The organism is Xenorhabdus mauleonii (assembly GCF_900113945.1).
GTDB lineage: Bacteria > Pseudomonadota > Gammaproteobacteria > Enterobacterales > Enterobacteriaceae > Xenorhabdus > Xenorhabdus mauleonii.
On sequence record NZ_FORG01000001.1, the window covers coordinates 285,192 to 308,512 of the forward strand.

The 23,321-nt window shown below is 41.2% G+C and carries 18 protein-coding genes; 8 read left to right on the plus strand and 10 right to left on the minus strand.

All coding sequences use genetic code 11. The features are described 5' to 3' along the window. Nucleotides 1-229: 229 nt before the first annotated feature. Nucleotides 230-1,462 carry an MFS transporter gene (locus BM100_RS01135; RefSeq protein WP_092507206.1) on the minus strand — a complete coding sequence of 411 codons (1,233 nt, stop codon included), beginning with the start codon at nucleotides 1,460-1,462 and terminating at the stop codon, nucleotides 230-232. A gap of 302 nt (nucleotides 1,463-1,764) precedes the next feature. Between BM100_RS01135 and BM100_RS01140 the strand changes: the two genes are divergently transcribed. Then, nucleotides 1,765-2,784, plus strand: coding sequence for a Gfo/Idh/MocA family protein (locus BM100_RS01140; protein ID WP_092507207.1), 1,020 nt, complete (start codon nucleotides 1,765-1,767; stop codon nucleotides 2,782-2,784). 137 nt (nucleotides 2,785-2,921) lie between these two features. Here BM100_RS01140 and BM100_RS01145 read toward each other — a convergent pair whose 3' ends face one another. Together BM100_RS01145 and BM100_RS01150 are read right to left on the minus strand one after the other, a co-directional pair. Beyond that, complete coding sequence (locus tag BM100_RS01145) at nucleotides 2,922-3,386, minus strand: GNAT family N-acetyltransferase (RefSeq protein WP_175494890.1); 465 nt, start codon at nucleotides 3,384-3,386, stop codon at nucleotides 2,922-2,924. 21 nt (nucleotides 3,387-3,407) lie between these two features. Continuing rightward, nucleotides 3,408-4,022 carry an LOG family protein gene (locus tag BM100_RS01150; RefSeq protein ID WP_092507208.1) on the minus strand — a complete coding sequence of 205 codons (615 nt, stop codon included), beginning with the start codon at nucleotides 4,020-4,022 and terminating at the stop codon, nucleotides 3,408-3,410. Nucleotides 4,023-4,166: 144 nt separating this feature from the next. Between BM100_RS01150 and rhtA the strand changes: the two genes are divergently transcribed. The 3 genes from rhtA to BM100_RS01165 all read left to right on the plus strand — a co-directional run bounded on the left by rhtA (nucleotide 4,167) and on the right by BM100_RS01165 (nucleotide 6,173). Then, nucleotides 4,167-5,057, plus strand: a complete 891-nt coding sequence (gene rhtA / locus BM100_RS01155) for a threonine/homoserine exporter RhtA (RefSeq protein WP_092507209.1) — start codon at nucleotides 4,167-4,169, stop codon at nucleotides 5,055-5,057. A 196-nt stretch (nucleotides 5,058-5,253) separates the two neighbouring features. After that, nucleotides 5,254-5,757, plus strand: coding sequence for a DNA starvation/stationary phase protection protein Dps (dps, locus tag BM100_RS01160; protein WP_092507210.1), 504 nt, complete (start codon nucleotides 5,254-5,256; stop codon nucleotides 5,755-5,757). A gap of 194 nt (nucleotides 5,758-5,951) precedes the next feature. Beyond that, nucleotides 5,952-6,173 carry an alkylphosphonate utilization protein gene (locus BM100_RS01165; protein ID WP_045969765.1) on the plus strand — a complete coding sequence of 74 codons (222 nt, stop codon included), beginning with the start codon at nucleotides 5,952-5,954 and terminating at the stop codon, nucleotides 6,171-6,173. Between the two features lie 449 nt (nucleotides 6,174-6,622). Here the strand turns inward: BM100_RS01165 and dinG are convergent, their stop codons facing one another. Both dinG and BM100_RS01175 read right to left on the minus strand, forming a co-directional pair. Continuing rightward, complete coding sequence (gene dinG, locus BM100_RS01170; protein ID WP_092507211.1) at nucleotides 6,623-8,758, minus strand: ATP-dependent DNA helicase DinG; 2,136 nt, start codon at nucleotides 8,756-8,758, stop codon at nucleotides 6,623-6,625. A 131-nt stretch (nucleotides 8,759-8,889) separates the two neighbouring features. After that, on the minus strand, nucleotides 8,890-9,450 hold the full coding sequence (locus BM100_RS01175; RefSeq protein WP_139216914.1) for a hypothetical protein: 561 nt from the start codon (nucleotides 9,448-9,450) through the stop codon (nucleotides 8,890-8,892). Between the two features lie 438 nt (nucleotides 9,451-9,888). On the opposite strand from BM100_RS01175, the gene BM100_RS22885 reads away from it, so the two are divergent. Together BM100_RS22885 and sseA are read left to right on the plus strand one after the other, a co-directional pair. Further along, nucleotides 9,889-10,044 carry a hypothetical protein gene (locus BM100_RS22885; protein WP_169924717.1) on the plus strand — a complete coding sequence of 52 codons (156 nt, stop codon included), beginning with the start codon at nucleotides 9,889-9,891 and terminating at the stop codon, nucleotides 10,042-10,044. Between the two features lie 73 nt (nucleotides 10,045-10,117). Further along, complete coding sequence (sseA, locus tag BM100_RS01180) at nucleotides 10,118-10,957, plus strand: 3-mercaptopyruvate sulfurtransferase (protein ID WP_092507213.1); 840 nt, start codon at nucleotides 10,118-10,120, stop codon at nucleotides 10,955-10,957. Nucleotides 10,958-11,081: 124 nt separating this feature from the next. On the opposite strand, the gene BM100_RS01185 is transcribed toward sseA, so the two are convergent. The 5 genes from BM100_RS01185 to rhlE form a co-directional block, all read right to left on the minus strand. Beyond that, nucleotides 11,082-11,333, minus strand: a complete 252-nt coding sequence (locus tag BM100_RS01185; RefSeq protein WP_092507214.1) for a GlsB/YeaQ/YmgE family stress response membrane protein — start codon at nucleotides 11,331-11,333, stop codon at nucleotides 11,082-11,084. Nucleotides 11,334-11,644: 311 nt separating this feature from the next. After that, on the minus strand, nucleotides 11,645-16,732 hold the full coding sequence (locus tag BM100_RS01190) for an RHS repeat domain-containing protein (RefSeq protein WP_092507215.1): 5,088 nt from the start codon (nucleotides 16,730-16,732) through the stop codon (nucleotides 11,645-11,647). Nucleotides 16,733-17,159: 427 nt separating this feature from the next. Further along, nucleotides 17,160-18,206: a hypothetical protein gene (locus tag BM100_RS01195; protein ID WP_092507216.1), complete on the minus strand. Its 1,047-nt coding sequence runs from the start codon at nucleotides 18,204-18,206 to the stop codon at nucleotides 17,160-17,162. A 433-nt stretch (nucleotides 18,207-18,639) separates the two neighbouring features. Next, a complete protein-coding gene (gene dusC, locus BM100_RS01200) occupies nucleotides 18,640-19,596 on the minus strand; it encodes a tRNA dihydrouridine(16) synthase DusC (RefSeq protein ID WP_092507217.1) in 957 nt (318 codons plus the stop codon). A gap of 3 nt (nucleotides 19,597-19,599) precedes the next feature. Further along, entirely contained in the window at nucleotides 19,600-21,111 is a 1,512-nt protein-coding gene (gene rhlE / locus BM100_RS01205; RefSeq protein ID WP_092507218.1) for an ATP-dependent RNA helicase RhlE, read from the minus strand. 374 nt (nucleotides 21,112-21,485) lie between these two features. Between rhlE and BM100_RS01210 the strand changes: the two genes are divergently transcribed. Both BM100_RS01210 and hlyD read left to right on the plus strand, forming a co-directional pair. Next, complete coding sequence (locus BM100_RS01210; protein ID WP_092507219.1) at nucleotides 21,486-22,163, plus strand: transcriptional regulator; 678 nt, start codon at nucleotides 21,486-21,488, stop codon at nucleotides 22,161-22,163. 143 nt (nucleotides 22,164-22,306) lie between these two features. Continuing rightward, entirely contained in the window at nucleotides 22,307-23,317 is a 1,011-nt protein-coding gene (gene hlyD / locus BM100_RS01215; protein WP_092507220.1) for a secretion protein HlyD, read from the plus strand. Nucleotides 23,318-23,321 lie beyond the last annotated feature (4 nt).

Genomic DNA, 23,321 nt, shown 5'->3' on the forward strand with positions numbered 1-23,321 from the left:
GCTTAGTTGGCTGCGCTCACTACAGTCGCCGTTTTTATAAGCATACGGTTATCTATGCTTCCGGAGGGATTAATGAAAGGCTTTCGCCTTTCACCGGAAAGCAGCCTTGGGCCGGGTAAATTTGTTCCCTCACCGTCGAGCTGCACCTTGAAATCCAATGGGTATAAAAAGGGAATTTAAAATCGATAGTCGCGCATTATGCCACAACAAGAAAAAAGTATCGCCAGCATTAGCTGGCGGATTCTACCGGATCAAGTTTTTCATTCTTGCCAATTATCATGCCCGCTATCGTCTGTATCACAAGCGTCAGCAAGCACAGCCACAACACAGTTTCCCAAGATTGAGTTAAATCATGAAGATAACCTGACACTAGAGGGCCACTAAATGCAATTAAATAGCCAATGGATTGCATCATTGAGTTTGCCTTTGTCACATTGGTAATATTATTAAATCTTAACAAAGGCAATATAAAGGCTACCCCTGTACAAATTCCGGCTCCTATTCCCATGATGGAAATAGCAAAAGGAATCAATCCATTGCTGCCATAAATAAGCATCAAGAGACCGATGATGCCGATAATGGGATTGATAACAAACATAATTCTTTGTTGTTTAATTTTATAAATATAAAATGATGATAAAGTCGCGAATGGAATGGCAATTAACGGGAATATTGATGCATAAAACGCAGATTCAGTTTCTATGATCCCATAAGAGCTAATCAGTTCCGGAAACCAAGCTGTAATAATGAAAAAATTAAATGACAAAATGGCAAAGTAAGTGGCCATAATCCAGCATGATATTTTTTTCCATGGATTTATTGCACTTTTAACATCTCCATCACTCGCTGCACTGGAAACTGTCTTATTTCCTGTGGATACCGATTTATTATTGGCAAAAAATATAATTAAAAGCATGGAAAGCACCGGGATTAGCACCCAGACCCATGACATTTGGTTCCAAGATATATTAAGTACGTTCTTAATCGGTAAAGTTAATGCTGTCGCCATCGCTGGCCCAAGGTACAAGGAGGCAGTATAGGCTGAAGATAATATGGCGATTCTGCTGCTGCCCAATCGCTTAAAAAATGAAGGTAATGCAACATTCCCCAATGCAATGGCAAAACCAAACAACACAGTCGAAACCAACAGTAATATGACAGAACTGTTCAACCTTAAACTGTAAGCCAGAATTGCAATAATAAAAGTCATCACCAATGTTTTGAGCAAGCCTATTTTCTTTTCAAAATAAGGCGTTAACGGCGAAAAGAAAAAAAAGCAAAGCGGTGATAATGACGTTATCAATCCTAACGTAGAGTGATTTATCTTAAGATCACCCATGATTTCCAGTGACATGGGTGGGATATAAGAGATTGGCACTCGTAACCCTAATCCTGCAATTATGATAAACAATGATAATTTCAAAATGTAACTTTTATTGATCTCACCACTTGATCGATTCATTATTTTCCACCATCTTATTTTCTGCCAAACTTTAGTCCTTCATCCAATATCACAAACCACACTACAAATAAATCCATATTTTTATTATGGTTTATTGGCACCGGACAAAAGTTAAACTTTAAGCTTAAAACCTTATTTATATTTTTTCTGAATTTTTAGAGCTATTTCAAATCCCTTCCAGCCGTAAGGCGAATTGCCCCAATAATTGGTATGACCTTCGGGAAATATATGGTAAAAATCGTAATGTTATTATAGTTTTAATATACTCTTTCGATTCAATAAATTAATAGATGAAGAAAACAATGCAAAAAGTGAGATGGGGAATTATTGGTTGTGGTAATGTTACGGAAGTCAAAAGTGGCCCGGCTTTTTATAAACTAGACAATTCGGAATTGGTGGCGGTAATGCGCCGCAATGCAGATTTAGCCAAAAATTTTGCCGAACGGCACAATATCAGAAAATGGTATTCAGATGCTGAATCTCTGATTAATGATCCCGAAATTGATGCAATATATATTGCCACCCCGCCATCAGATCACAAAAAATATACACTAATGGCAGCTCAGGCAGGAAAAATCGTTTACGTTGAAAAACCCATGGCCATGACGTTTGAAGAGTGCAACGAAATGATTGCGTTCTGCCAATCACAGAAAGTCCCATTATATGTCGCTTATTACCGTCGGGCATTGCCGAGGTTTATCAAAATAAAAGCATTGCTTGATTCCGGTGCAATCGGCACACCACGTATTGTCAGTTGTATGTTATTCAGGGAAATGGCCTCTATTTACCAAGATCCTGACAACTTGCCCTGGTTTGTCAAACCAGAAATATCTGGTGGTGGCTTATTTGTTGATTTGGCCTGTCATACCCTTGATATATTAGATTTCCTGCTGGGTAAAATTACGTCCGTAAAAGGGCATGCCAATTCGCAGGCACATGCCTATCCTGCCGAAGATTGTGTCTCCATGTCGTTTATGTTTGAGAACCATGTTCAAGGTGTTGGTATTTGGAATTTCGTTGCCAGCTCTCATGAAGACAGAGTTGAAATCATTGGCACAAAAGGCAAGATAGTTTTTTCAACCTTTGGTGATTCTCCCATTTCGTACTATGACGAAAATAATCAATTACACCAATATGATTTTGAAAATCCAAAACATATCCAAATGCCTTTTATTAAAACAATCATTGAGGAAATACAAGGCAATGGGGTTTGTCCATCCACGGGAAATTCTGCTGCCCGTACAAGTTGGATCATCGATGAAGTGTTAAAAGAATATCGAGGCATGTTGAACACAGCCAAAAAAAATATCAGCGCTAAATAAGCATCACCGCACATTCACGCTTATTTAGGCAAAAATTATATTCAAAATAGTAGGCTTCCCCACTCTTTGACTCCTGATGATGCCATTCATTGTAATACAAAGAATGGGGGAACTTGGTTCGGCTTATCATTCATTTTTTAAAGGGAGATTGACATAATTTTGGAGACATCTTGATAGCCTTCCCTTTCATAAAACTGAATTGCTTTTGTATTTTTAGATAATACTGTTAATTCCAGATGTGAATAATTGTTTTTTTGCGCCCAATCTTTCATTCCGGCCAGTAGCTTCTGACCGATCCCCAAACTCCTGGCTTCTCGGCTGACTATTAAATCAAACACATAACCATAAGTTCTGGGAACCAGAGCGTTAAAAGGCAGGTTTTTTTGCTCCTGTGCGATAGAAAACCCTTTAATTTCCCCATCATCATCTTCTGCAACGAGTAAATGAAATTTGTCGTCACTGATGCTGGAAATAACAAAATCTCTATCCTGTTCAGTTGACCGAAATCTATCTGGCTGCATAGCTGACATTTCAGCAAATAAATCACTGTAAAGGGACAAAATAGCATCAATATCCTGTGTAGATGCAGTTCTTATTATCATTGCATTCTCCCGAGATTAAAATTATCTGCTATATGTTTTTATCGATGGAACCGTGTAATTATTGAAACGATCCAGTAGCATTGCCGGATCCTTTTCAATAATAGCCATATGACGATATTTTTCTTGTAAAAATTGTTCATCAGCCATTTTATCGATCATGGCAATCAGAGGATCATAAAATTCGTTGATATTCAAAAGACCACAAGGTTTGCTGTTCAGGCCAATCATACTCCAGGTAAAAATTTCACTGAACTCTTCCAAAGTACCAAATCCCCCCGGTAAAGCAACAAAGCCTTCTGCCAATTCGATCATTTTGCTTTTACGTTGGTGCATAGTTTCTACGACATGGAGTTCCGAAAGGTTTTTATGAGAAATTTCACGCTCTTCCAGCAATGCTGGGATCACGCCAATCACCTTACCGCCCGCTTTCAAAACAGTATCTGCAACAGTGCCCATAATGCCTACACTTGCACCACCGTAAACTAAAGTAATGTCACGCTTGACCAACTCTTTCGCAAAAGAAATTGCGCTTTCTCTATATATTTCAGATGCTCCGAGACTTGATCCACAATAAACCGCAATACTTTTTACAGGGCGGGAGGTTGCTGAAGAATTTCTTACCGTCATCTCATTCATTGCTAAACTCCATTATTATTTTTTTAGTTTCTGACTATACGATAGCTTAATGATCGCACAACTGACAATACAGTTGAGTTATACTTCTTTCACTGCGAAGATGGCACCCTTTAAACAACATGTTGTAATCGAGGTTTTCTGTAAATGTCTCTTTCCAAAAGGCGGGCGGGTTCTTTTCCGCTGCTGCCTGTCATTTTGCTATTATTGTCAATGACATCTATTCAGGCCGGGGCTTCATTGGCTAAAACAGTATTTCACGTCATCGGTGCACCGGGTGTAACAGCGCTGAGACTTGCATTAGGAACTATCATTTTATTTCTTATTTTTAAACCGTGGCGCCTGAACTTCAAACGGGACTCATTGCTGCCACTTTTTGCTTATGGTATTTCACTCGGCGCGATGAACTACCTGTTTTACATGGCACTTTCCCGCATTCCCCTCGGTATTGCGGTTGCACTCGAATTTACAGGCCCTTTAGCAGTAGCGATGTTTTCTTCCCGACGCCCGCTGGATTTTCTCTGGATTGCCTTGGTTATCGTAGGGTTAGGTTTTCTGTTACCCATCGGCGATAGCGTCAATACGCTTGATCCCATCGGGGTTCTATATGCGTTGGGAGCAGGTGTTTTCTGGGCACTTTATATTATTTTCGGGCAACGCGCTGGAGCAGGATATGGCGCAGCGACCGTTTCTATCGGTTCACTGATTGCTGCCTTTATCTTCTTTCCGGTCGGGTTGATACAAACTGGTCCAGAACTGCTGTTTGACGTCTCATTACTGCCCATTGTATTGGGGATAGCCATCTTATCCACCGCATTTCCTTATACTTTGGAAATGATTGCCCTCACCCGCTTGCCAGCTAAAACATTTGGCACATTAATGAGCCTTGAGCCAGCACTGGGCGCCTTGTCCGGTATCATATTCCTTAATGAGCATTTAACGATGACTCAATGGGTTGCCCTTTTCTGCATTATATGTGCTTCAATCGGCTCAACGTCCACGGTTCAGAAAAAAACGAGAATAGAAAAAATAGAGTAAGCTATTCACATCGACAATATTTGTTTTTGTTTCGGTAGCTTTGCTAAAAATCGGAGTGTTTTCAACATACTCCGGTTTTCATTTTTATCAACTATCATTTTGATAGAAATAATCAATATGACGAATCATGAATTGTCTACTAAATTTATTCCATCTAATGAAATAACTTATTATCTAGAATTAGAAGGACAATATGATGAGTACAGCAAAATTACTTAAAACTCAGCAAACTAGCCTGATTTACACCCGCAATAATGTGAATGATGAAATTAAACAAAAAACAATTGCTGCCTTAAATTATATGGTGAGCCAATTTATTGATCTGTCTATGCTTACGAAACAAGCTCACTGGAACATGCGCGGCCGGAATTTTATTTCTATCCATGAAATGTTAGACAGTTTCCGCGATGCAATCACCGAGCATCTTGATATCTTCGCCGAGCGGGCTGTCCAACTGGGAGGAACAGCTTTGGGGACGATTCAAGAAGTGAACAAACGTACAACTTTGCAAAGCTATCCAACCAATATTCATGATGTGCAAGATCATCTGAAAGCATTGGCTGATCGGTATGCTAGCGTCGCCAACGATATTCGCCAGGCCATTACTGATGCTGAAGATGAAGATACCGCTGATATATTCACGGCAGCATCCCGTGATCTCGACAAATTTTTATGGTTTATTGAAGCAAACCTTGAGTAATAAAATAAAAAATATTATTTTTCATAACATTAAGGTCACATCGGTGGCCTTTTTCACGCCCATAGCTCCCTACAGTTAGTAAAAACGCAAGAAATAGAAGCTATCACCTAAAAAAACAGACTAACCTTTAAAAAAAACATTTTTCTCTTTATAATCCCTGTTTGATTTAAAAATAAACATGAGGATTCCACACTATGGATATCGAAGTCAAAGACTCTAATGGCGCACTGCTGAATGACGGTGACTCAGTTCAAGTAATCAAAGACCTGAAAGTCAAAGGGACTTCCAAGACCCTTAAACGCGGTACTTTGATCAAAAACATCCGCCTGACCCACCGCGAAGATGAAATCGAATGCAACGCCGATAAAATCAAAGGCCTAGTGCTGAAAACCTGCTTTCTGAAAAAAATAGGATAAACAGCAGTTACAAATCTTTTTTAGCTTAAAGGATAAATAATATTAACTTTTATATTATTTATCCTTTTACCCAATGACGTTAACAATCAAACTGAATTAAATCAAATTGCATTTATTCCTTTGCCACCACGTTACGTCTCTGAATCCGTGAATATATCCCACTGATAAAATAGAATTTCATAATAGCCATTGACAAAAAATCAAAATATTGAAATTCACATCCAAAAAATATCAGCGCAGTTTAAAAGAAATACATAACATAGGCATTCGCCAATAAGTCACTAAATCAGAAAAACCTTTCCTCTAATGGGGCGTTTTTTATAAAATTTTTGAAAAATTCTGCAAATTCAAAGCAATACATTAAATTAAAAACCGTACGCTAAATACAAGGTTGTGCCTTAAGTTCAAGGCCACCTTTGAGATTTTTGGATAACTAACTCAAAGATGAGTTAATTATCTTTTTTAATTTTCTTCAATTCTTTTTCTGATGGCACTTGTGGCCGCTCAATCGGAAATATCGGCAATGCATTCAGCAAGCGCGGGCCATAACGTTTCGTTAATAATCGATTGTCATAAATGACGATATCGCCATAACATTCATGACTACGAATTAATCTTCCTACCTGCTGAATTAAGTTAAACGAAGCGGCAGGTAGGCTTTGTACTTCAAACGGATAGCGTTTCAATGACTTCAACCACTCGCTCTCCGTAATAATGACCGGGTTGGTCACCGGCGGAAACGCGATTTTATGAATATGGACTTGTGAAAGGTAGTCACCTTTTAAATCCAGCCCTTCTGCAAACGACTGCAATCCCACCAAAACACTGGATTGCCCTTCATCAATACGCTTGCAATGAGTTTCAACCAACCGGTAACGGGGCTGGTCACCTTGCACTAATAACATTAACCGCAAGTCAGTCACAAATGTAAGAAACCCTTCCATTGCCCGCTGGCTGCTAAATAAAATCAGCATGCCCCGGTGTTTCCCCTCAATGACTTGTGATCGGAAATAACGCGCCATCTCTTCAAGATGTTGCATTTCATTTTGAATCGTTGGCTCCTGAGCCATTTGTGGAATGATTAAACGGCCTTGCCGGACATGTTCAAAAGGAGATGATAGCGTCACAAAACGATCATCAAAGTTTTCATGTAAACCCGTCAATTCCTGAATGCGGGAAAAACTATTCAGAGAACGCAGGGTGGCAGATGTCACCACAACGTGCGGAATATTGCGCCATAACAACTGGGTTAATTGTTCACTGACCCGAATGCCTGCGCAGTGGAAATAGAGATGGGATTGATTTTTCTCATAACGGCGCGTTAACCATTTTGATATCGGGGCATGGGAAGATTCTTCCAGCGAAGCCAAACGCCATAGTTTGGCCATATTCTCAAAATAGCCTAATATCCGGCTGGTTTGCAGAATAGCCCGGTGCAATCTAACAATATCTTGCTTTGCAGTTTGATCAGTTAAATCGCTTAAAATTGCTTCCGCCAAGCCACGCAGCCCATCGGTCAATTTAAATAATTGCTGACAACATGGCAGTAAGCTGTCCGGTAATCTTCCCAGTTCAAATAGATATATTTCTTCTTCACTGCGTTCGGGCAGCAACGCCTGTGTCATTACAGCCAAATCTTTAAAGCATTCACGCATTGTTTCACAATGCTTTTGTAACCGGGGAATATTAGCCAAAGCCGGTGGTTTCGGCGGCCTGAATTGGGTCAAATATTGCTCCACATGGCGGACAAATGTATCCAACTGTCCATTGAGTTGAAATAACGTGATCTCTCCTTCAACTTCTAGTGAATCCCTTGCAACATCAGGAAGGTGATGGCCTTCATCCAATACCAGCAACAAATTTTTTGCCTCAGGTAAAACAGAATCACTCTCCAGAGCCGCCATAACCAATGAATGATTGGCAACAACCACATCCGCATCTTCAATTTCCCGACGAGCAAGAAAAAACGGACAACGATGATAAAATTGGCAATTCCGTGCCAGACAGTTCATTTTATCTGTACTGATTTTTGACCACAAAGAATCCGATAGCGCCAGTTTATGGTGATCACGCAGGCCATCCCATGCAAAAGTTGTGTAATCACTGCGTAATCGACGGCATAACTCCCGCTCTTCGCTATTGGCAACTTCCGTCTTATCCTCGACCAAAAACATCAGGTCAATCTGTTCTCCCTCTGCGGCACAAATAGCCTCGAGATTACGTGGGCAGACATAACGCGCGCGACCAAAAGCCCCCGTGAATTTCAGGTCAGGGATTATTTTACGCAGCAAGGGTAAATCTTTACTGTAGATTTGATCTTGCAACGCCACATTGGCTGTGCTTACTACCAACGGTTTCTGCTCTGCCCGGCTGACAGCAATGCCCGGTATAAGGTATGACAATGTCTTTCCTACCCCAGTAGGCGCTTCTATGACTAAATGCCGTCCCTCTTCATCTGCCAGCGTTTTTGCAACTTCTGCAATCATCTGACGTTGAGGTGCTCGTGGGATAAAACCATCAATATGGGTAGATAACGCTTTATACCATTGGCTAATTTGATTTTTAATTGAACTGGAAAGTGCCATAAGTTTTGCTGCTTGAAAATTGGATAATTATTCTTTCACCATAATACAGGATATTTCATAAGAAGAAGTTTTTAATATTCCTAGAACCGCCAAATAAATTATTTTTTTTAATGAATATTACATCATCTTGTTTATTTTAAAGCGCCAAAAATACATGCATTCTTTTCCGCAGAAAAATTAGGTTTAATTATCAAAAGAATTTTAGCCCTTCTTAATTTATTCTGTCGGATATACATCATGTTCAAACAGCGCTCAATTCCCTCTTGTGAAAAATTATCAGCATCAACAAGTTGTCCACCTGAACTAGGATCAAATATAAATAAACCAGAATGATCCCAAACTATAAATCCTACATGATTTGATCTGAATTCAGAGTGATTTTTCATATAATCCACGTAATCACTTCGAGAATGAAAAAAAAGATTACCTGGGGGCATGATCGGGGCTACATCTCCAGCTATAGAAAAAACGTTGCTGTACACGATTTCATGCCCATGATCTCCCTCAAAAAAACCTCTTAGCGCAAATCCAACTGGTTTGATATGGCCATAACTTCTCTGTAAGTAGGTAATTTTGTCACCTAATCGACTGAAATGTTCGATGACTGTTGATTTCCCTGTTATTTTATCTTTCGTCATTTTGAACATTTTGACATACATTTCGGTTAAATTATAAGCGCTTCCTGGTGTCAAATTTTCATCTTCACTTTCATATAAATTTGTTAAAAGATAAAAAACTTATTCCCTGACACAGCCCCATCCGCCTACCATTTTCACCGATGCATAAATCACTTTCAGACCATAGTTCAGTTTGTCTAAATTGAAACATTTTATTCATAAAAAAGCTCACTTAAGGCTGCTCAATAGAGCCCAATACAGTTGAAATGATGATGATATTACTTTGCAATTGGTTAGTTTATGAACTCATGAAAATGATTTTCCCACAGTATTGAGACCAAATCATCCTGATATAGCCAGTCTTGGGAAGCGATTCCCAATTCTCTTATTGTCAATGCATAAAAATCGGTTATTGCTTGTCTGGAATGCAGAAGCCGATATACTTTTGACTTTCTATCTTTTGGCTTTTTATGCCCGTTACAGTGCATTATTAAAATATTATTGGATACAACGATGAAAAAAATCCTGCTCATTATCATCATCTTATTTTCTATTGGCTCCATTGGCGGTGTTTTTCTGGCTGGATTGAATATGTACACACGTTCAACAACCCCAACAGAAGAGCCACAGCAAATTCAGCAGGAAAGTACCCCGACAGGGCAACAATAAATATATTGGCCCTTATCGCAACCCCAGATATTATCGCGTGATATCTGAATTACGATGTCAGGTGAGGAAGCTCATGAAAAACGAATATTTTGTTAGTCCGCAATGGTTAAACGAGCATCTCCATGATGAGAATGTTGTTGTCATTGATGCCAGTGCCCCAATGCCTACCCAATCCATCGATTATCAGCAGCTCTGGCTGGAAAAACATATTCCTGGAGCACAATTCTTTAATCTTGATAAAGTCGCCAATCTACAGACCAACCTGCCGCACATGCTGCCGGAAGCGGATGTTTTCCGCCAAGCGGTCAGTCAAATGGGGATCAGCGAAAATCATCTGATCATCATTTACGATCAGGGCAACATGTTTTCTGCTCCACGGGCGTGGTGGACATTTAAAATTTTTGGTGCCCGCCATATCCGTATTCTTGAAGGAGGATTGCAAAGCTGGCAACAAGCAGATTATCCGACTGAATCAGGAGAAGTTATTCGTTCACCTGAAAATTTCAACATTCAATTTACGCCTGAAAAAGTCTTTACTCAGGTAAAAATCCTTGATGCATTAAACAGCAAGGCACCCGTACAATTTATCGATGCCAGAGCTGAAGATCGCTTTCAGGCAAAAGCGCCTGAGCCACGCCCCGGTTTGAGAATGGGCCATCTTCCCGGCGCTAAGAATGTGCCTTGGACCGCGTTGATTAATAATGGCAGCTATAAATCAGTCGAAGAGATTGCCGCAATATTCAAAGCACAAGGCGTTGATTTAAATCAGCCTATTATGACCAGTTGTGGCTCAGGAATGACAGCCGCTGTTTTAGTATTGGGGCTTGATATGATTGGGCACCAAGACGCGGGATTATACGATGCTTCTTGGGCTGAATGGGGAGCCGATGATTCACTTCCATTGGAAAAGTAAATTTTAAAAAAGATAAAATGGAAGAACCGTAAATCAGGAGAGTCAACAATAGCAAAGGGCACCGAGGTAACATGCCCTTTTCTATTTTTAATCATTTGAATTATTCACAAAAAAATATGCAAAACTATCGGTTAGCAATTTTATGGTACACAAATAGGACAACCATCGCTCCCACAATAGCAATCACAAAGCTGCCTAAATTAAACCCGTCAACTTTCCCCATGCCAAAGAAAGTACTGACAAACCCGCCAAGAACCGCCCCCACAATGCCTAAAACAATCGTCATAATGATGCCGCTACTGTTATCACCCGGCATAATCCATTTCGCAAGAATCCCAGCAATCAGACCGAAGATAACCCATGACAGGATACCCATATACAACCTCCAGAGTCGATTAGATTATTTGTTTACGAATTGATTAATCCCTACGAACTAATTTAAGACACTAACGAAAAAAATTGCAAATCGTCAATATTTCGATGCTCTTTCGGTGGTTATATCACTACGGGTAATTTAATTTTAAAAATATAACAGTTATTCTATTAGATGAAATCAATATTTCTTCAGGAAGAAAAAATAAATCTAAAATAACAATCTGTTTATATTAATAAAAATACATTTGTTAATCGATTTTATTTATTAATATAGACACTAAATTTGAGCCTGAAAAACATCACTACAACGCTTTAGAGTCTTGCCCCAATTATGTTATTAAATATGCTGACAGCGTCCATCCCGCTTATCCGACTATCAAATAATAGTGGCCCAAGATTATGATGTCTCACAAGTAACGTAGAGCATACCCATCCTTCCAAACTTATCTCTGATGTAAAATGGCCTCTTGCCCAAGTTTCTTGCATAGCTTCAAATTCACTATTAGTCAATCTATTTATGGGTGCAGTATGTATATGAGTATCCAAAAGAGTACGCAAGCTATTCACATCTCTGATAAAAAACTCAGAATTCCCAATAGGGTTCAATATATCCCTTCCCGCATAAGTCAAATACAACAGTTCGAAATCTTGCTGCGTGATGTTCAAAAAATAGGGCGTGCTTGTCTCTTCATAAACATTATTTATAAATGATATATCACCTCTTCTGGATGTAAAAAATGCCTGTCTAAATTCATCAAGTTCCCTACTCACAGAGCCACTGGAATTAAATCCTAGTGTATAAAAGCCACTATTTGGAGGGTTTTCAAGTGGAACAATTCTTTGCTGCTCTATTGCTTCCCTAAACCGTCTTACAGGTACATTATCCATTCCGTGTATATATTCTGAGGGGCCAGCAGAAGGCTCCATCATATTTGTTCTCACTGGCATTCCTTCGTGAGTCATGATTTCACTCCTAGCGACAATATCAAATGAATCTGCCACCCTTTTCACTTGCTGTAGCCCCCTGATAAAACTAATTGCACCACCCACTATAGTGACTGCCCCAAGCCCCAGAGACACCCAACCAAGAATTGAAGAGGCCTTAGGATCCTTATCTTCAAGCATTGAACTGGCTATTCCTGTTACATCTGACAGCAATCCTATACCGGCTAAAATTGCCCCACTTACGCCCAGTGACGCACCTCCCGTCGGAATAGCCAAAAACACCCCCACCACCAGCCCAACCGTACCAAAAACAATGCCAAAAATGCTGGCCGGGCTCATATGCCCGCTGGGGTCAATATTATTAATAGGATCGCCAAGACAGTATGCATAGGTATTAAAGCCACCAGCACCAAATGGACTCAAACTATCAGGGGTATTAAAGCGCATTAATACAGGATTATAAGCCCGATATCCATTACCCAAGTGATAAGCACCACTTATCTGATCAACGCGTTCACCGTTATAAGCCGGAATCTCAGGATTACGTTCTTCCCCATTCTGCTGGCCATAAGGCGAATAACGATAGTGGGTTTGAGTCCCATTACGCTTATAGTTTGTCAATACACTACCATTGTGATCAGTACCTAACATATAAGCTTCGTTATCTGTCACCGTCGCAACCATTGTTCCCTGAACTCGTAAAAAACGCGTCACCGACTCACTGCCTCGTGTGACTTCGGCAATTTGTTTCTGCCCTTGATAATAAAGTTCATGGATGTTGTCTTCTCCCAGCTTCTGCAACACTAAACGATTCTGTGCGTCATAAGCGTAATGACTGGTCATATCCCCCTCTTCAACGTTGAGCAGACGCCCCAATGCATCATAGGTTAAATGGCGACCCGCTTCATCCCGGATCAGGCGCCCTGCCTTATCATATTCCAGCTCAATGGTCGCTGGGTACTTCGGATGGGTATGGGTTATCTTACTGAGCTGGCAAGGATCTAACGGGCTATAGGTAAATACAGCCATATCATCACTACCATCAGCAAGCGTCGTGAGGCACGTTAATATATTTCCCAGACAATCGTAGGTAAAACGTTGATGGGAGATGGCAAAACCGTAAGCATCTAACGGTTGCTCCTTCCCCTCCGTACAATCATATTCTGTCAGCCAATGACGCACGGGATCATAGGTATAATTCTCCTGGCGCAACAGACCGGCATGTTGTGAGTTTGTGGTGCGTGATGCTACCTGCCCTTTGATGGTATATGTTTGTTCAAGGGTCAGAGTCTCTTTTTCTGTCTGAATTACGCGCCTGATTTCACGACCAAAATCATCAAACTCCAGTGTGACAGTTAATTGTTTGCCAGATTGTTTATCATGCACACTCCAGCCATTGACCCTATTCGTGCCATCGTAAGTAAAATGCATATCAATATCGGGATCAAAAGCCGCAACTGGACGGCCAAATTTATCAAATGCCAGACGACGCGTTTTCCCCGTAATGTCTTGGTATACCGTCAAATTACCTGCCGGTGAATAGGTATAATTCTCCTGCCGTTCAATCCCTTCTTTCGTATCATCAAAACGGAAGGTATCTTGTTGCAAACGACCAGCAGGAGAGTAATTGAATCCAGAGGTCGCTTGTTGTGCAGAGGCGGCCTGAGTGACGTTCCCAGTTTTAAGATTGTGAGCGAACTTATGTTGTATATCTTTTGCATTCAACTGTGTCAGGGCATGATCCAACAAAGGATCATAAGCATAGGTAACAATATTGCCTAAGGGATCTGTAATCTGGCTGGGATAAGGATTTTTCCCTTCATAAGTATATAGATAATCTCGTCCTCCACTGCTTGTTGAAGTAACGCGACCCAATCTGTCAAAGCTACGGGTACCCAATATATGATCATTTACTTTAATTTGAGTCACAAGATTGCCTGAACTCAACGGGTCATAAGATTTTCTGACTACCGTACCATCACTGAGTGTTATTGTGCTGATCCGACCCAACAGGTCATAAGTCATTTCCGTCTTTTGATTCGTTTCATCAATCGTTGCCCGTAAACGTCCCAATCCATCATAATGATTGGTTTGCTGGCTGTGTTGGTTACCTTGAGCATCATAAAGTGTGGTGGTGACAGGCTGATGGCGTTTATCATATACCACTGTACGTTTACCCAATGCCATTCCCGGTACTTGCATGGTGACCTGTAAAGTCCGCGTTACCGGATCGTAATCCTGCCGGGTACTCCCTCCCATATCATTAATAATGCGAGATTTCCGCCCCCAATCGTCATATTCAAAAGATTGGCAGGAAGAAACGTGAACAGAACTGTCTGGATCACCATCCATGGGCAGCTTGTCATGACAGGTTTGTTTCACTACCCGCCCCCAGCTGTCACGCTCTATTTCAGCGATATCCCACCAACCCTGATTTTCTTTTCCTTTTTCAAAGAGTTGTTGATGGTAAGGTTGCCCCAATTCATCAAAACGAGTACGAAGCTGGTTGCCCAACAAATCTGTTTTGACGGTTGTGGCACCTCCATCTTGCTCAATGGCATAAGCATAGTGGACATCTTGGGCATAATCTGTTCCCTGATTATTGACATTACTCAACAAGCGCCCATACCCGTCATAGTCATAATGGTCAGTACAATTATTGGCACTGACCGAACTCCACAATTTGTTACTGAACCGAGATTGGGTGGATTGCGTTTTAGAGCTGTGTTTGCCATCACTGGTCTGAATATCCCGTATCAGTGCTTCTCCCTTGAGGGTATAGCTGAACGTCATCAAAGCCGTCCTTGAAGAACTGTCGTCGGATGAAAGGCTACCATCGGAAGGACTGTCCGATGAAGAAGCCTCTGAGATAGGATGCAGAGTCTCTTTAATCTGCTGAATACGCCCATGCTCCGGAGAATCGACCTCATTGACATGGTATATTTGGCGTTCCCGTAGCAATTGGTCAGCAATGGAATGCCCCTCATACGTGCGTACTACCGCATAAGATGCAGGCGCTCCTTTACAGGTAGGAAGTCGGCTATAGCGATAAGTTGTTTTGTGTACAGGGGCATCATTATAAGCCCCTTCAGGGAAGGATCGGCCCGGTGTCACGGTCTTGGTTTTAAGAAAACGCTTAAATCCGTATGGGGATGCGGGGCAATCATCCCCTTCACCATCAACCTCATAATACTCCCATGCCATGCAGGTGCCGTCCGGCATTGTTTGCTTGATGAGGTTTCCTGCCTCATCAAATTCTGTCTGGACAACATCTCCGTCAGTGGCATCGTTAAAACAGATGGTGGCTGATTTTGGCATTTGGAACCAAGGATCCTGCTTTTCAAATAGACTTCCCACTTTGGCATAGTATTCAGTCTGGTGTTCCCGTTTGCAGTTATTTTGCTGAATGATTTCAGACACCATTAAATGGAAATTGTTATAACGCCGGGTGATATGACGCTGCTTGTCACCGTTATGCCAGGTTTCAGTTGAACCATACTGATAACTACTCATCACCCCATAGAGGTTATCACTGTCCCGATCCCAGCGACCGCCTGTACCGTAACCGAGGAAGTTATTGTTGGTATAGCGGTAAGTTCGCACAATAGTCTGACCATGATCGGAATGCTGGGTGTATTGATTAACGTAGGGTAAAGCCGGTAAGTGAGCGCCATCAGGAAACTGCTGGCCATCAGACGTGTAATTTACACGCTCGATCAGACCTGTCGGGGAGATAATTTCGGTCAATAAACGGAGTGGATCCTGATTGTACCCCATTTGCCATTCTAGTGTTTGACCAGCCGCATTATTTTTGACCTTATCAACATACTCATTCTGCAACTGCAATCGAATTTCATGGGATTCCGAGGTGCCTGGCCAGACCGTTATTTTCGTATAACTCCTGAATTCATAATGCACAGTTAGCAGAACTTGTGTTTCATCCGAAACGCTAATCAAATAAGGGCGTACTCCCTTTGTAAAATCCCAATTCAGCGTTATTAAGTGGCCCAGTGGTGTAAAAATCTTGGTAGGAACTTTTAGAGCATAGGCATTTCTTGCACCGGTCAACACTTCAACTTGGCCGGATTTATGGATCACTCGATAAACATTCTGTTTGGTGTCCTTTTCAAAGCGCACAACATCCAGTTTATATTGCCTCAACGAAACGCTATTATTGGTTTCAGTCACCTTGTAACGTTCACCGCTAGACAGCATCAACAACCGATTTTTCCTGTCATACTGAGTCAAGCCGTGCGTAAAACCAATGCCAAAGCCAATATTTTCCGTATTCAGAGGATTGTATGACAGCGCCAGTGTCAGGTTTGGGCCGAGACCATTATTGCCATTAAGCTGTGCAACGAGTAGAGAATAATTGAACAAACCGGTTCGCGGATCAACACCACTTGTCACTGCGCTTTGAAAGTTATTGGCATGGGAAAAAAAAGTATTATTCATGTTGTCACCTTTTTAGGCAGAAAAAAACGTAAACACTTTTTGAGTTTTCACTCTGTGAAAAACAATGTTTATTTATATTAAAATAGTTCTATCTGCTTTTTTATACCCGCCGTTTTTCAAACTGCTGCTTTGTTGTCTATATTTTGTAATCCATAGGATATAGAAAAGAGAATATATACTCTATTAACTCCAATTTTCAGGAAGCAACTTATTATCATCCCGCGTCGCGGGATGATAATACATGCACCTTGAAGTACGATGCGTATAGAAAAGAGAATATACATTATTAATAATTTAAACTTATTTAAATATCGTAACTTCATGATCATATAAGCCTAAAGCTGTTTTTTAATTAAAAAACACAAGCAACTAGTTCCAATATAACCATCAAAAAAATCCAAATATTCCTGGAGTTAATTTAACGTTTTTATACCTCAGCAAAATACACTTCTTGTTTACTTTCATCATTCGTATTATCAGGTATTAAACCATATATTCCTTTATTCCCGAATTGATCATAGACAGTAAATATAAATGCATCGTACCACTGGTCTTGTAATTTAGGGAAATTATAATCCATCACCGTTAATATACTAAAGCAAAGTTCACCAAAATGTTGATTAATCTTAATCTTTAGAGGGAAATTAATAGGCAGGGAAATCCACTTACTCTCTCCGATGGAAACTTCACTCTCTTTTCCTACATCCCAAAGAAAGTGAGCATAATAAGTAGTATACTCATTAGAGTGGTAGCATTGATGAGCCTTACCTATTAAGTCGTAAAAATCTGTTTCCAATTTTGTAATAAGGCACTTTCCATATATAACATTTGATTCAAGTGTAAAATATACATTTTTCTGCCATACAGATACATTATCGGGAAGAGTTCCATTAATATTAACAGCCTCTGATTTAGTTTTTGCATCAGCGAATTTATACTTGATTTCTTCTAATGATTTTAATTGAATAAACGAATCCTTTTGTTGGCCATGTGCCGTAGAGAAAATCATATCCGGCGCAATTACCATTACAGCTATATTCTTAATTTTGTTCTGTTCAGATTCAGAGCAATATATATAAAAGGATATTCTTTGCATGCCGCCAGAATCACCTTCAAAAGCAACAGGTTGATCTACAAAAGTTTTCAATGTGGAAGTTTTAACTATGGGTACTCCAGTAAATTCATTGGGCTCATTCGTATATGCCCATCCGAATTCTCCTCCTGAATATACACCTTTATTCAGTTTTTCTCCTGAATTGAAATCAATAAGATAGGTATTATTTAAAATAACATCATATGGAAGTTCAATAACATCACCACCTTCAGTTTTAGTAGCTTTAAAAAAAACATCCACAGTAATCATATTCCTTCCATTAGCAAATATTAGGGAACCATCAGTTTCTGAACGTAGTTTTATTTCTAACTCGCTAATACCATACCAAACCAGAGTCTCTTCATTTTTATCTCTATTCATAATTAACCCCTTTATACCCTATTAACTCCAAGTTTCAGGAAGCAACGTATTATCATCCCGCGTCGCAGGATGATAATACATGCACCTTGAAGCACGACATGTATAGATTAAATGCAAGTAGAATTTTAAGAGTCATGTTTATATTATAGACGATCATTTATGCTGCGCCAGATTAATAAAAAATTATTTCACAACATTGCTTAATTAGCATAAAATAATTCTAATTCATTATAATGAAAACAAATTTGCAATGAAAACATACCAAAAAAATATATAATAAAAAGTAAACAATAAAAAAATCTATGTTTTACAATTATTATCCAATCAGATAATTAGATATTTCATTAACCCAAAAGTATTTCTTTATTTTATATATTCAAGGGTCACTTATATTGTACAACAACGGTGTATTGCTACACCGCCAAATAATTATTTATACATTAACAATATCTTTATTGGCTGCCAAAGAGATGACGTCAGCAATATCTAATGAAGTTTTTAATGCCCTGATTTGCATAAATAGTTCATCTGCTTCAACATATTCTTTCCGTAAATATCCCAGCCACTGCTTGATACGGCCAACATGATACAGCCCCGGCGCATCCAGCTTTTCCAGACAAGTATATTTTTCCAGCAGCTCAAGTACTTTGTTCCAGGGCATCCTTGGTTCGTTATATTTAATGACCCGACTCAAGTTTGGGACATGCAGTGCGCCACGCCCTATCATGACTGCATCACATCCTGTCGTTTTAATGCACTCCTGAGCACTGCGCCAATCCCAAATTTCACCATTGGCAATCACCGGAATAGAGAGACGACGGCGGATTTCTCCAATCGCTTCCCAGTTAATGCGATCGGCTTTGTAACCATCTTCTTTGGTTCGTCCATGCACCACCAATTCAGTTGCCCCCGCCTGCTGGACAGCATCCGCAATCTCAAACTGACGAGATCCTGAATCCCATCCCAGACGAATTTTTACTGTGACAGGCAAATGTGCAGGGACAGCTTCACGCATGGCTTTAGCGCCCAGGTAGATAAGTTCGGGGTCTTTCAGCAACGTTGCGCCACCACCACTGCCATTCACTGTCTTGGAAGGGCATCCACAATTTAAATCAACACCCCATGAGCCCAGTTCAACCGCCCTTGCAGCATTTTCTGCCAACCATTCTGGGTATTGGCCTAAAAGCTGGATCCTGACCGGTGTTCCTGATGGGGTGCGACTCTGATGATGCAATTCAGGGCACAACCGGTAAAACGTTTTTACCGGTTGTAAGCTGTCAACCACGCGCAGAAATTCTGTGATGCAAAGGTCATAGTCATTGACTTCACTCAACAATTCTCTGACCAGAGAATCCAAAACACCTTCCATTGGAGCCAGCAAAACACGCATGGTTTAGTCTCTTGGTGTTGCAGTACGTGGCGCTTTAGCGGTGTTTCGTTGAGGGCGTTGGCGCGATGGTGCCCCCTGATTCCGTGAACGATCGCCATTTTGGTTAGCTTGGTTTGATTTATCATAACCCGGCTTACCCTTGCTGCGTTGACCCTGAGGCTGTTCACTGCGTGAATGGTTATCGCGAGAGCCGCTACCCCAAGGACTGTTTCCATGGGAATCATTGCCGTGAGAACGACTACTGCGGGCGCTGTTTCCACGCGGGCTATTTCCGCGCGAACCATTACCTCGAGAGCCATTTCCATGAGAGCTATTGCCGCGCGAACCGTTGCCACGATCATTGCGCCCATTCTGAATTGGCTCAGCTTTGATGGAAGGATCTGGCTCATAACCTGAGATAGCAATCCGTGGAATCTCCCGCTTCAACAAACGTTCAATATCTTTCAGCAATTTGTGTTCATCCACACAAACCAGCGATATAGCTTGCCCGGTCGCTTCCGCACGGCCAGTTCGCCCAATTCGGTGCACATAATCTTCTGCAACGTTAGGCAATTCATAGTTAACGACATGAGGCAATTGGTCGATATCCAACCCGCGGGCAGCAATATCTGTCGCGACCAGTGCACGGATTTGTCCCGATTTAAAATCAGCCAATGCACGGGTTCTAGCCCCTTGGCTTTTATTACCGTGAATAGCGGCAGCAGTTACGCCATCTTTATTCAGTTGCTCAGCCAGCCGGTTAGCTCCGTGCTTGGTTCGCGTGAATATCAATACTTGCTGCCAGTTCTGGCTTCCAATCATGTAGGAAAGCAATTCGCTTTTGCGTTTTTTGTCTACAAAATGGACGGATTGATCAATTTGCTCAGATGCCGAGTTACGACGGGCAACTTCAACACTCACCGGGTTATGCAATAATTTATTGGCAAGGCTTTTGATTTCATCAGAGAAAGTGGCAGAGAACAGAAGATTCTGGCGCTTTGGAGGCAGTTTATTCAGTACTCGACGAATATCATGAATAAAGCCCATGTCCAACATACGGTCAGCTTCATCAAGGATCAGGATTTCAACATGGGAAAGATCTACCGCATTTTGATGTTCAAGATCCAGTAAACGCCCCGGTGTTGCCACCAAGATATCGACGCCACCACGTAATTTCATCATTTGCGGGTTGATGCTGACACCACCAAACACGACAAATGAACGCAATTTAAGGTACTTGCTGTAATTGCGTACGTTTTCACCGACCTGAGCCGCCAATTCACGAGTCGGCGTCAAAATCAGCGCCCTGACCGGACGACGGCCTTTTGACTGGACTGGCGATTCACTTAAAAGTTGCAGAATAGGTAAAGTAAATCCTGCTGTTTTTCCCGTTCCCGTCTGGGCACTGGCCAGCAGATCTTTTCCGGAAAGCACAACAGGAATGGCCTGCTGCTGAATAGGGGTAGGTTCCGTGTAGCCTTGCTCTTCAACGGCACGCAAGATATCAGCCTTCAAGCCGAGTGACTCAAAATTCATAAATAAGAAATGCTCCAGACTTCACCATTCCTGATAGCAATTTATCAGGGGCAGTTTTATGGGAAGAAAACAGACGCGATAAAGAAATCGCAAAGAAATTACACAAACTGCAATGCACCATTAGGCAGGGATTATAACAGATATGTTTTTCCAAACAGACCCAGAAAGGATAATTATTCATACGAATGCATTGATTGGAGACAATTATCTTTGGGCGGTAACGAAAAAAAAACAAATTATTTTTTATTGGTGTCTATTAAAAAGACAATTTGTGTCAGCTTTACATCGACTTACTTTAGTTTTAAAGTTAATCATACGATTGATATATATATATGACACTCTCGGAAACCTTTTGTAACAGGAAATATCCTAACATGACAGCGAAAACCGCTCAAACCTCACGAGGCGAGCAAGCCAAACAGCAACTTCTTGAAGCAGCAATAGAAATTTTTGGCAAATCAGGTTTGGACGGCGCTACCACCCGCACTATCGCCCAACATGCCCAGCAAAATATTGCCGCCATTGCTTATTATTTTGGCTCTAAAGAAGGGTTATATCTTGCGGTTATACAGCATATTGCCGATAGGCTTAAATCAGAATTTTCCCCATTAATTAAAGCAATCGACCATTTTTTTGCCGAGACACCAAAACCCTATCCGCAAGATCAAATATTGGCATTTATTCAACAAGGCATGGTTAGTTACAATCGTCTGATTTTCGAGAAAAGCAGTATTAATCTCAGTCGTATCATGTCACATGAACAATTAACGCCAACAGATGCTTACAGCGTCATGCATGAACAAGGATTGGCGCCAATTTATACCCGCTTGAATAAGCTAATTGCCAATTACATTGGCGCTGATGAGAGCCACATTTCAACCCAAATCCACACTCACGCCTTGTTGGGAGAAATTCTCTCTTTCCGTTTGGCACGGGAAGCCTTATTGCGTCAGACAGGCTGGGATAATATTGGCTCCAAAGAGTATGAATTGATCAATCAGGTTTTATCTCAACATATAAATTTATTGCTTGACGGGTTACGGAAAGCGTAACGCAAGAACGATACAGATCTATACCCAATGAATTTTTAATCGTAGCCAGCCAAGCTGCGCTTTGAAAGGCAAAGGGTATAACCATTATATTTCAACCAATTGAAATACGATGGATAGACATTGAACAAGGCATAAGGGATAGTATGAACAATAAAAAGTTTGCTCTTGCCCTACTGGCAGTCATTGTTGTTATCGGCGCTGTTGTTGGCATTTATTATTATCAAGAACAAAACAGCAGGGAATTAACGTTGTACGGTAATGTTGATGTCAGGACTGTCAACCTTGGTTTTCGAGTTGGAGGTAAACTGGCTGGCCTACAAGTAGATGAAGGCGATGCCATTGCAGCAGGTCAAATCCTCGGCCATCTTGATGATTCCCCCTTTATTAATGCCCTGAATCAAACCAAAGCAGCCCAGGATGTCGCCAAAGCTAACCTTGCCAAGGCCGAGGCCGGTTATCGGAGCGAAGAAATTGCCCAAGTACGCGCGGAAGTCGCTCAAAAAGAGTCTGCATTCCATTTTGCGGACAGTTTCCTGAAACGCCAGCAAGGGCTGTGGCAAAGTAAAACCATTTCAGCCAATGAATTAGAAAATGCCAAAACCGGGCGAAATCAGGCATTCGCGGCCTATCAAGCAGCAAAAGATAAATTACGCCAATTCGAAACCGGGTATCGCATAGAAGAAATTGCCGCAGCCAAGGCACAGTTAGCCCAAGCACAAGCCAGTGTTGCTCAGGCTGAACTCAATTTAAAAGATACTCAACTCACTGCCCCATCCGCGGGTGTAATCCTTACCAGAGCTATTGAACCGGGCACAATGCTGGCGGCCGGCAACACTGTATTCACCCTATCGCTCACAAATCCAGTCTGGATCAGGGCATATATTGATGAGCCTAACCTGAATCAAGCCACTGCGGGAAGAGAAATCCTGATTTATACCGATGGCCGGAAAAATAAGCCTTACCACGGCAAAGTCGGTTTTGTGTCTCCTACAGCCGAATTTACCCCTAAAAACGTTGAAACGCCCGATTTAAGAACAGATTTGGTCTATCGGCTGCGGATTATTGTTCAAGATCCCGATGATGAATTAAAACAAGGGATGCCGGTCACGTTACGCTTTGCTGTGCCAAGTTCTGCCGAAACAAAAAACAAGTAAGGTG